The following is a 9,554-nucleotide window of genomic DNA, read 5'->3' as shown; positions in this document are numbered from 1 at the left end:
CTTGAGATGGATTTGTTAACACGTCGGTTGCTCATAATGCTAGTGATAAGATAAACACACTGATATTAACACAACCCTTGACGTTGATAGCGGAGGATTGTGTTAGACATAGCCGTCAGTCATTGATTAAGGTGTTTGCACCGATTGTGGCAATAAGCTAAACATTTTAATCGCAATATCAATATTGTCTTGATGACCGCTAAATAATCTAGCGCCAGGGCCTTCAGCAAAGACTTGGACATCCATAGCGGTATGACCGCCACTTGTCCAACCGGTATTCGATTGAATATCAATTAGCTTACGCAGTGCGATTGATAATGGTTCATTACCTTGCATGCGTGCGCTTTGTAATTGACTGTATTGCGCTTCATTTGGAGTAAAGCCAAGAAGCGTTGCCGTTAAAGGCTGCCAATTGTCTTCGGCAATAGCACGGGTAGCAATGACATCAGGGCTGGCTTTAACCTTATGCAGTACTTCAGGGTGCCATTCGTATTTGTCATGTGCGCCAACTGATAATCCACCGGTATTATGATCTGCTGTCACAACCATCAAGGTGTCTTTACTTTGACGAACAAATTGTTCAACCACTTCGATAGCGGATGCAAATTCATCCATTTCACCCATAGCGGTAGCAATATCGTTACTGTGGCCAGCCCAATCAATTAAGCTGCCTTCAACTAACAATACAAAACCTTGCTCATTTTGTGACAGTAAATCTAATGCCTTTTGGGTCATATGACTGAGTTTATGCGCTTGTTTATCATTAATGGCCCAAGGCAATTGTACATCTGCAAACAGCCCCAATACTTTTGGCGTAGTCACTGATGCTAGCTCAGAGAATTCACTGATGTGCTGGTAGCCTTTAGCGCTAAATTGCTCAAGTAATGTTGGAGTGAAATATTGCTGGCCACCACCAAGAATCACATCAGCATCAGATGTTAAATAAGCCTCAGCAATATCTATATAATTACTACGGCTTTCATTATGAGCCAAAAATGCTGCAGGTGTAGCATGGTTTACTTGGGATGTAACTGCTACACCCGTTGACAAGCCTAATGCTTTGGCTTTTTCCATTAAGGTTGTGAGTGGGCGTTTTTCGGTATCAACGGCAATGGCACCATTATAACTTTTAACCCCAGTTGACAGTGCTGTGGCAGATGCGGCAGAGTCGGTGACATAACCACTGACGGAAGCTGGGTAAGTGCTTGCCATACCAACGAGTAAGCGATCAAACACAGTTTGTTCAATCTCTTCTGTGTCAGGATTATCTTTATAATAACGATAGGCGGTGGTGTAAGCCGGTCCCATACCATCACCTATCATAATGATGATATTTTTAGGTCTTGATGGACCCACAGTTGGTACATTATTACTTGCTGTATTAGCAACTGCAGGCGGCATAATGACTTCATCAGCCATAGCCCCCGTTACGATCAAGCTAGATACCAATAATAATCTGCTGATTATCCGTTGGTAGGTAGATAAAAAATGCATGATTAATCCTATTTTTGCTGACTAATACGGGCTTCGATGGCATCCATAAGCATGCCGGTAATATTAACGTCGAACGCTGCTTCAATTTCTTTAATGCAGGTTGGGCTAGTTACATTGATTTCAGTTAACTTATCGCCAATAACGTCTAAGCCGACAAAAATAAGGCCACGTTTTTTCAATTCAGGACCAATAGCACGCGCAATTTTCCAATCACTTTCTGATAATGGTTGGGCTACACCACTGCCGCCAGCAGCTAGGTTGCCACGGGTTTCACCTTTCATCGGGATACGGGCTAATGCATAAGGTACCGGTTCACCGTCCACCACTAAAATACGCTTATCACCTTGAGTGATTTCTGGAATAAAGGCTTGCGCCATTGCGTATTGTTGACCATAACTGGTTAATGTTTCGATAATCACACCAACGTTAGGGTCATCTTTTTTCACTCTAAAAATAGACGTGCCGCCCATACCATCTAGTGGTTTTAAAATGATGTCTTGTTTTAGCTGGTGGAATGCTCTGATACGTTTCGCATCACGAGTCACAATGGTTTCAGGCGTAAATTCAGAAAACCATGCCGTAAACAGTTTTTCATTGGCATCACGTAAGCTTTGCGGTTTGTTAACAATCAACACACCTTCTTCTTCCGCACGTTCAAGCATATAAGTCGCGTAGATGAATTCGGTATCAAATGGTGGGTCTTTACGCATTAAGATCACATCAAGTTCGGCCAACGGAGTATCAACAGACTCGCCTAAAGTAAACCATTGATCAGCATCTTGCTTAACCGATAATTCACGCATCGTGGCCATGGCTTTACCGTTGACCATAGCAAGGTCATGCATTTCCATATAAAACAATTGGTAGCCACGTGCTTGTGCGTCTAATAACATCGCAAAGCTCGAATCTTTTTTGATGTTAATGTCGCTGATCGGGTCCATAACAATACCGAGCTTAATCATGTGTGTATCCTTTAATAATGTGCAGGGAAGATATCGGTTTACCCAATATCACCAAATTTAACTTGTAATGCGGTAATGGCAGTCAATGACGCAGTTTCTGTTCTAAGCACCCTTGGTCCCAATAAAATATCGGTAAAATGTTGGGTTTCTGTCATGGCAATTTCTTCGTCAGACAAACCGCCTTCTGGGCCAATTAATAATCTTACTTTCTGGTGTTGACCTGATAACTGCAAGCCATTAATACCGTGTGAGGCTCTCGGGTGCAAATTCAGTTTTAAGGCTTCGGTGGACTCTTCACACCATTGCGCCAATGTCATTGCTGGACGAACAATCGGAACAATACTGCGGCCAGATTGTTCACAGGCACTGATAACAATTTTTTGCCATTGTTGCAGTTTTTTCTCTAAGCGCTCACCACTCAGTTTGACACCACAACGGTCAGAAAATAACGGAGTAATGGTTGTTACACCCAACTCTACTGACTTCTGAACTGTAAACTCCATCCTGTCTCCGCGTGAAATCACCTGACCTAAATGTAGGTCTAATGGTGATTCGCTATTATTAGCTTCACAACTTAAGACCGTGACAGCGATCGATTTCTTACTGGTTTCAATGATTTCAGCTAAGTAATCGTTGCCATCACCGTTAAACAAGCTGATTTGGTCACCCATCCCCATTCGCAATACTCGGCCAATGTGGGCGACGCCATCCTCATCTAATTGAAGAGTTTGCCCTTGCTGTAAATTGTCTAGGGGCTGAAAAATACGTGGGACTCTCATCAGTGTTGACCTTATTTAACCAATTGTTCAAGGGAAAGCTTGATCGCCAATTAACGAACTAAGCCGTTATTTTGGCATTGTTTGAATACAAAATCATTATGATTACCTTGGTTAGCAGCGATTAAGGTATCACGCTTGCACTCAGTTGCCGTCACTGGCTGCATTTTGTCCCATGCATTAAACAATTTTTGCTGACTGCTGCTAATTTGAAGACCATAGATTTTTTGCATATAAAGGTAAGTGCGAGCAATAGGACCTCTTGCTCGTTTAGGCGGTTGTGCTTTGCGGCCTTTAAAGTCGACAATCATTTCACATTGCCCGTATTGATCCGCTTTTCCACCCCAATCACTAAACCTAAAGTTGCTGCGATCGCCATTGACCTCACCGACAGCAGGAACGAGATTATGTAAATCGGCTTCCATTTTTTTGAATTTCTTGTTGTTTTTACCACAATTTTTACGGCCGCCATCTTGCCAACATTGCAGTTGATGACCAAATTCCCAAGCGGGAACCACATGCTCCCATTCAATACGGTTGGCTCTAATAATTTGTTTTCTAACCTGATAGCCACAGCTAGCATGATCTGCTTGCCATAATTTGCCTGCTATGGCGATGTCGCAGCCGCAATAAAAGGAACTGAGAGGTAGGTGTTGTTGGTAAATCTTTTTGGCAACTTTTTTCGCTTTACCAAAACTACTTGGATGTTCTGCTGCGATAAGTGTGGATGAAAAAATGCCGCACAGAAGCGACACCCCAAATAACCAAGAGTGTGTGGATGATAAGCGCAAAATAAACCCTAAAATTAACAAAAACATCGTTACAGCGCAGGCTTAGCCTGTCATTTTTGCTGATGTTAAGCCATCAGATGCGATGACGCAATTGATACTGTTTATTATTACGAGCAAAGGTTATTTAGGGTTAAAAGAGGTTAATGTTTGTTTGCAGTGGCGACAGCGATATTGAGTTTGGCCTCGGACAATTCTGTTGTGACGTCTTATGGTTAAGTTGATGCTGCCACAGCCACAAAAATATTCGAATTGTTGTCCGCTGACCGATTGAGTATTGAGTTGATGAGTGGTCTTGGGAGTAATTTTAAATGTTGTCAGCATTACGCTCTGCCATTCTTTACCATGAGGTTTTACTTTACCAAATAGATGGAAACACAACAGGTGGCTAATTTCATGTGGCACCACTTCGTTAATGAAAATGTCATGATTTTCAGCGAGTAACACTGGGTTAAAACGTAATTTATTGGTTTGTAAGTGCGCCGTTCCGGCGCTTTTTCCACGCAAGCTGAAATCTACACTAGGGCGTGGGAATTGACGTTTGAAATGTTGTTCGGCTAACAGGTAGTCAGCTTCTACTTTGGCCAAGATCTGCAGTTGTAATGGATTACTCACGGTAGTGTTCTGCGTTTGGTGGGGGCAAGGCCCTGTTGATAATGAAGACCCCTTTTCGTGAACATCTTGCGTTAGTGCTTGGTGCGCGCGCTGGGTGAGATTGAAAATATTTTTAAACATGTTGGTGAGCTTCACTTGCTTGAATGATTAATGAAAGATTCAGGCAAGTAAAGTATTGGCCTGTTAAGTTAGTTTGTAGGCATTACAGTGTGCTCGCTGCTGCAGCTATCATGGCGCGTATCTGCTCGACAATGTCTGACTCTACTTGTGAGTCGTAGCCTTTAATACGTGGAGTATGAATGTGTCCTACCGGTAAATTCAAGTTAAATTGATCTCGAAGTAAAATACTGCGATAGGAAATTTCATTGGATAAATAGCCGCCACCAGAGCCTTCTACAGAAATTTCATTTTGTAATTCTGCCAGTGATGATGCCTTAAATTGGCCCCGAGATAAGGTGCTAATTTGGTTGTTGTCATTGACACTCCAATGACCTTTCACTGCCGCCATTGCTTCAATAGGCAAAGAGAATTGCACAAATTCAGGGCCATTTAATTTGCCGTCAGTAGATGCTCCATTATTAAATAATGGTGCTTTAGGGTGGCGCTGACTGGCACCGGTTAAGACATTTAAATTGTCTGGAGCTTCTGCACTGCGGTTACGTCCAGGAAAACGTTCAATATCGAAGTTCTCACGACCCATACTGATGGTAAATACCATGTCGACACTGTTGTCACGATAAAACGGTGTGAGTAACGACTCGATAATACCATTGTCGAAATCGGCATATCTTACTGGAATCATCACCGTTTCGATCTGTGCTTTTTTACCATTTACGTCAAAACGATAGCCATCGAGTGCTAACGCTGCTAAACCTGATGGATTGCTTTGGCCGATGTTTCTATCAAGGAAAAAAGGGTCAAAACCGGTCACTAAAATATTAATTTGTGTATCGGGAGAAAACTCAATATCACTAAAACCGCGAGAGGATTTTTCAACAGCTTTGACTAAAATATCACGTTGCCAATCGGCCACATTGAACCCAGCTTTTTCTTGCTTTAGGACGTTACGCATACTTAAACGACTCCAGTACAAGGAGCGATCATCACTGTGTCCCGATTGCACATCACGTACAGCTTGCTGCCATAACCTATGCCCTTGATGCGCGGCCATTTCGGTAACCGCTAACTCATCAGTGGATTGGGCTAACTTGACCTCTACAGTATCACTGATAGCTTGATAACGATTAACCACATTAGGCATTGTTTGCCCAGCTTTTGATACTCGCATCTCTTCAACATCTTTTGAGAGCGGCCCTGCATTAACTGCAGTAGATAAGGTTAATGCCAATGTACTTAACATTATAAAAGCACTGTGTTTAATCATTATGGTTCCTTTAGGACCCTAGATGGTTATCTTTGGGTTGCATTTAACGACTTTACTGCCCGTGAGGCATCTACGTTATAGTTATAACACAGTTGTTTAGGTGGTTTAATAGGGTTTTGAGACTTGTGTCAGTAAATCGATTTTAAATTATGGATTGAAGTTAACCACTTTGTAGGGGGGTAAATGTTGCAGATATGACAGTTTAATGACTATTTTTCTATACTATTAGCGCTTCTATACCATACTAAGAGCATAAGAAAGATGTAGCAGGGATAACAGGTACACTGAAATTACTCATCATACGGTTAATCTGGGGTGATAAGTCGATAAGAAGATGGTTAAAAATGCACTAAGTGTGGTTTTGATCATGTATTCATATTCAACCAAATAATGATACAACTTATGAGTTAATACGTTGTTTATGTATTTAGTTACCGAAGATATAAGCGATTAGCGAATGAGCAGGATTTTTATTTCAGTAATATTATCCAGTTATATCTAGAGATAAGGTGCACAAACTAATCTTGTGCCAGCACTTTGGTGTTCACTGTATCGGAAGGATATCAACATGGAACCATTACTAATGGCAGGCTTTCAGTGTAATGAGCTAAATGAAGTACTTTCTCGATTAAACTTTCAGCTTCACTACATCGATCAGTATGATCAAAACAAAATACCCATTAATTGTGCTCTGTGCTTAATCGATCTTCGAAAAGACAATACTATAAATGAAATCAATTATCTGGTTCGGGAATTAGACCCTAGGGTTCATATCATTGTACTCATCAATAAATCACAACTCGACATTGCTGATATTACTACTTTTATTGCGCAATATGCTTGGGACTTTTGCACTAGCCCTATTGATCCAGAAAGGTTAGAAAAGTGTTTAGGTCATGGTATTGGCTTGTCTAAATTAAAGCAGCAACATCATGTTCCACAGCTTGAGTTCACGGGTAAAGAAACCGAAAACGCTGTGTATCAATCAGACGTAATGCAACAGTTATTCCGTCAAGTTGAGCGCGTGGCACCTACTGATATTCCTGTGCTTATTCGAGGAGAATCTGGCACTGGTAAAGAATTAGTGGCGACCAAGTTACATCAATTATCTTCCCGAAAAGATGGACCATTTATTACGGTTAATTGTGGTGCTATGGCGGCGGGCTTAATTCAATCGGACTTATTTGGTCATGAAAAGGGGGCTTTTACAGGCGCTACAAGTACCAGAAAAGGCAAGATAGCATTGGCTAATGGTGGAACACTATTTTTAGATGAAATTGGTGACCTCCCCGCTGAGCTGCAAGTTAATTTATTACGATTTTTACAAGAAGGTTTATACGACTCCGTTGGTGGCGGTACTCCGCAATCGGCTGACGTGCGTATTTTAGCGGCGACTCATGTGGATTTAGAAAGTGCCATTGATCAAGGTAATTTTAGATTAGATCTCTATTATCGTTTGAATGGCATAACCATTAACACCCCAAGATTAAAAGAAAGGCGTGATGATATCATCGGTTTAGCCAATCGATTTATTCGAGTGTATTCGAATGAATATGGACTAGTGACTAAGCCTTTATCACAAACTGCTTGCCATGCATTACTAAACTATCCGTGGCCTGGAAATGTCCGCGAGTTAATCAACCGTGTTCGTCGAGCTGTGGTATTGTGCGACACGCCACAGATCAGTGCACAAAACCTAGAGTTAGCGAATATAGAAAAAAAGCGTCACATTGCTTTATCGCTTAAAACCTTAAAAGACAATGCTGAAAAACAAGCATTACAACAGGCTATGCTAATTGCCGACGGTCGAGTTGAACTGGCTGCAAGTTATTTAGATATTTCACGAGCGACCTTTTATCGACTTATGGACAAGCATGATTTACAACTAATTTAACTTTGCTAGTATCTAACCAAATGTCGGTTTATTCCTTTATCTACATACTCAACCACTTTATATAAGTCAGTTATTCCCAACTCTGTTTATTTATTCTATTCACTTACTCTATTAATCTGAGTTGAACCTCGTCAAAAAATACTGCTGGCACATTCAGTCTTATTACTAAGATTTAGCTTTTATTTTAAATTAAACATAATTTCAACAACCTAGCGGTTTATATTCTTAATATTGAGAATATACTTTCACTGTTAAAGTATATCCAATTGAAAAATAAAGTTTTTATTTTTGGCATGAGGGTTGCTATATCCATGTATCGAGCATGGAAGGAATCTCTTATGGAAATCATGAACCGGGTACATTGCAAATTATTGCATTTATCATTGAAGCGAGGAGTACAGCTAAGTGCGTTATTGCTGGCTGCTCATTCTTATGCTGATGATTCTTCGGTGATTGGTTCACATGTGATGCAAGGTGCAGGTCGGGCAAGTATCAATCAAGCTGCTGGTGATTTTAATATTCAGTCTAACAGTCATGCATTAGGCCATCGTGCTTCCATTCAAATAATTAATTATAACCAATTGCCACAATCTACTTCTATTACAGAGGTGAGTAAGCAACTCACCTCTGTAATAGACAGCCAAGCCTTTGCCCAATTTCAGGGCTTAGCCAGTATTAATCAAGTCAGCGGTGAGCAAAATATGCAAGCTAACATAGGCAGTATTGCCATGGACTCGACCTTAGAAACCATCATGGGCCAGGGGTTAAATGATGAAGGGTTAACTCAAGTATCGAGCCAAATAGCACCGTCATCTTATCAACTATCACACTATCAAGCCGACATCGCTCCAGACAGCTTTTTGGATGCGCAGGGCGTGATGCAAGTTAATCAAATTTCTGGTGATAACAATGTCGCCATTAACCAGTTCTCGTTGCAGTTACCAAGCGGGAATTAATAATCATCGATCGGAGGAATGGAAGATGAAAAAACTCACTCTAGTGCTAAGTATTGCAGCAATAATGAGTAGTTCTGCATACGCAAATGGAATGACTGATTCAGACAGTAGTGTTGAATTAGATAAAAAAATAGACGTATCTAAAGAGCTTAAATATAAAGGTAAAGTTGCCATCGAGGGCACTATAACGGCTAATGGTTTAGGCATGGCTGTGGTTGAAAATGTGCAGGAAACTAGTGCAAATTTAGTTGAAAATTATTATCACGATAACGACGCTAAAATATCTGGTAATGCATTTGAAAACTCTAGCGGTAATATTGGTGTTAACCAAGCAGCAGGTGATTTTAATGCGCAAAGTAACTCTGCTGCATTAGCCTCTATTGATGCCGGTTTTGCTTTTGGCTCTGGTGATGCTGAAATATTCAGTACGCAAATGGGTGGCTTTAATGGTGTGTGGAACGAAGCCTCAACTAATACATCAACCATCAATGGTGCGTCGTTCATGAATGCCTCAGGTAATATTGGTGTCAACGTGGCTGCAGGTAACAACAATATTCAGGCCAACAATATGGCCGCGTCTTCATACAATGGTCGTTTAGGTGAAGCTAGTGTGTCTAATGTGCAAAGCACTGGGCATAACGGCACGATGAATATGGGGGTTGTTCAAGATAGCGTTGAATATGTC

At 41.1% G+C, this 9,554-nt stretch carries 8 protein-coding genes and 1 pseudogene; 3 read left to right on the top strand and 6 right to left on the bottom strand.

The window, feature by feature from the left end:
* Positions 1–126 precede the first annotated feature (126 nt).
* The 6 genes from CXF78_RS02660 to CXF78_RS02635 form a co-directional block, all read right to left on the bottom strand.
* Positions 127–1,419, bottom strand: a complete 1,293-nt coding sequence (locus tag CXF78_RS02660; protein WP_102035892.1) for an alkaline phosphatase — start codon at positions 1,417–1,419, stop codon at positions 127–129.
* Positions 1,420–1,502: 83 nt separating this feature from the next.
* Positions 1,503–2,456, bottom strand: coding sequence for a glutathione synthase (gene gshB / locus CXF78_RS02655; protein WP_011636030.1), 954 nt, complete (start codon positions 2,454–2,456; stop codon positions 1,503–1,505).
* Between the two features lie 38 nt (positions 2,457–2,494).
* Complete coding sequence (rsmE, locus tag CXF78_RS02650; RefSeq protein ID WP_102035891.1) at positions 2,495–3,235, bottom strand: 16S rRNA (uracil(1498)-N(3))-methyltransferase; 741 nt, start codon at positions 3,233–3,235, stop codon at positions 2,495–2,497.
* A gap of 50 nt (positions 3,236–3,285) precedes the next feature.
* The gene (locus CXF78_RS02645; RefSeq protein ID WP_102035890.1) at positions 3,286–4,050 is read right to left on the bottom strand and encodes an endonuclease; all 765 of its coding nucleotides are present in this window, start codon (positions 4,048–4,050) and stop codon (positions 3,286–3,288) included.
* Positions 4,051–4,143: 93 nt separating this feature from the next.
* On the bottom strand, positions 4,144–4,755 hold the full coding sequence (locus CXF78_RS02640) for a SprT family zinc-dependent metalloprotease (RefSeq protein WP_102035889.1): 612 nt from the start codon (positions 4,753–4,755) through the stop codon (positions 4,144–4,146).
* A gap of 82 nt (positions 4,756–4,837) precedes the next feature.
* A complete protein-coding gene (locus CXF78_RS02635; protein ID WP_102035888.1) occupies positions 4,838–6,019 on the bottom strand; it encodes a C15 family peptidase in 1,182 nt (393 codons plus the stop codon).
* Positions 6,020–6,587: 568 nt separating this feature from the next.
* Here CXF78_RS02635 and CXF78_RS02630 point away from each other — a divergent pair.
* The 3 genes and pseudogenes from CXF78_RS02630 to CXF78_RS02620 all read left to right on the top strand — a co-directional run.
* Entirely contained in the window at positions 6,588–7,913 is a 1,326-nt protein-coding gene (locus tag CXF78_RS02630) for a sigma-54 dependent transcriptional regulator (protein ID WP_102035887.1), read from the top strand.
* 338 nt (positions 7,914–8,251) lie between these two features.
* Entirely contained in the window at positions 8,252–8,869 is a 618-nt protein-coding gene (locus CXF78_RS02625; RefSeq protein WP_102035886.1) for a hypothetical protein, read from the top strand.
* A gap of 25 nt (positions 8,870–8,894) precedes the next feature.
* A pseudogene (locus tag CXF78_RS02620) lies at positions 8,895–9,554 on the top strand (hypothetical protein); the annotation flags it as partial.

It is taken from the genome of Shewanella sp. 11B5 (genome assembly GCF_002836795.1).
GTDB classification, from domain to species: domain Bacteria; phylum Pseudomonadota; class Gammaproteobacteria; order Enterobacterales; family Shewanellaceae; genus Shewanella; species Shewanella frigidimarina.
The sequence above is the reverse complement of the archived record's forward strand: the minus strand, read 5'-3'. Positions and strand labels throughout refer to the sequence as shown.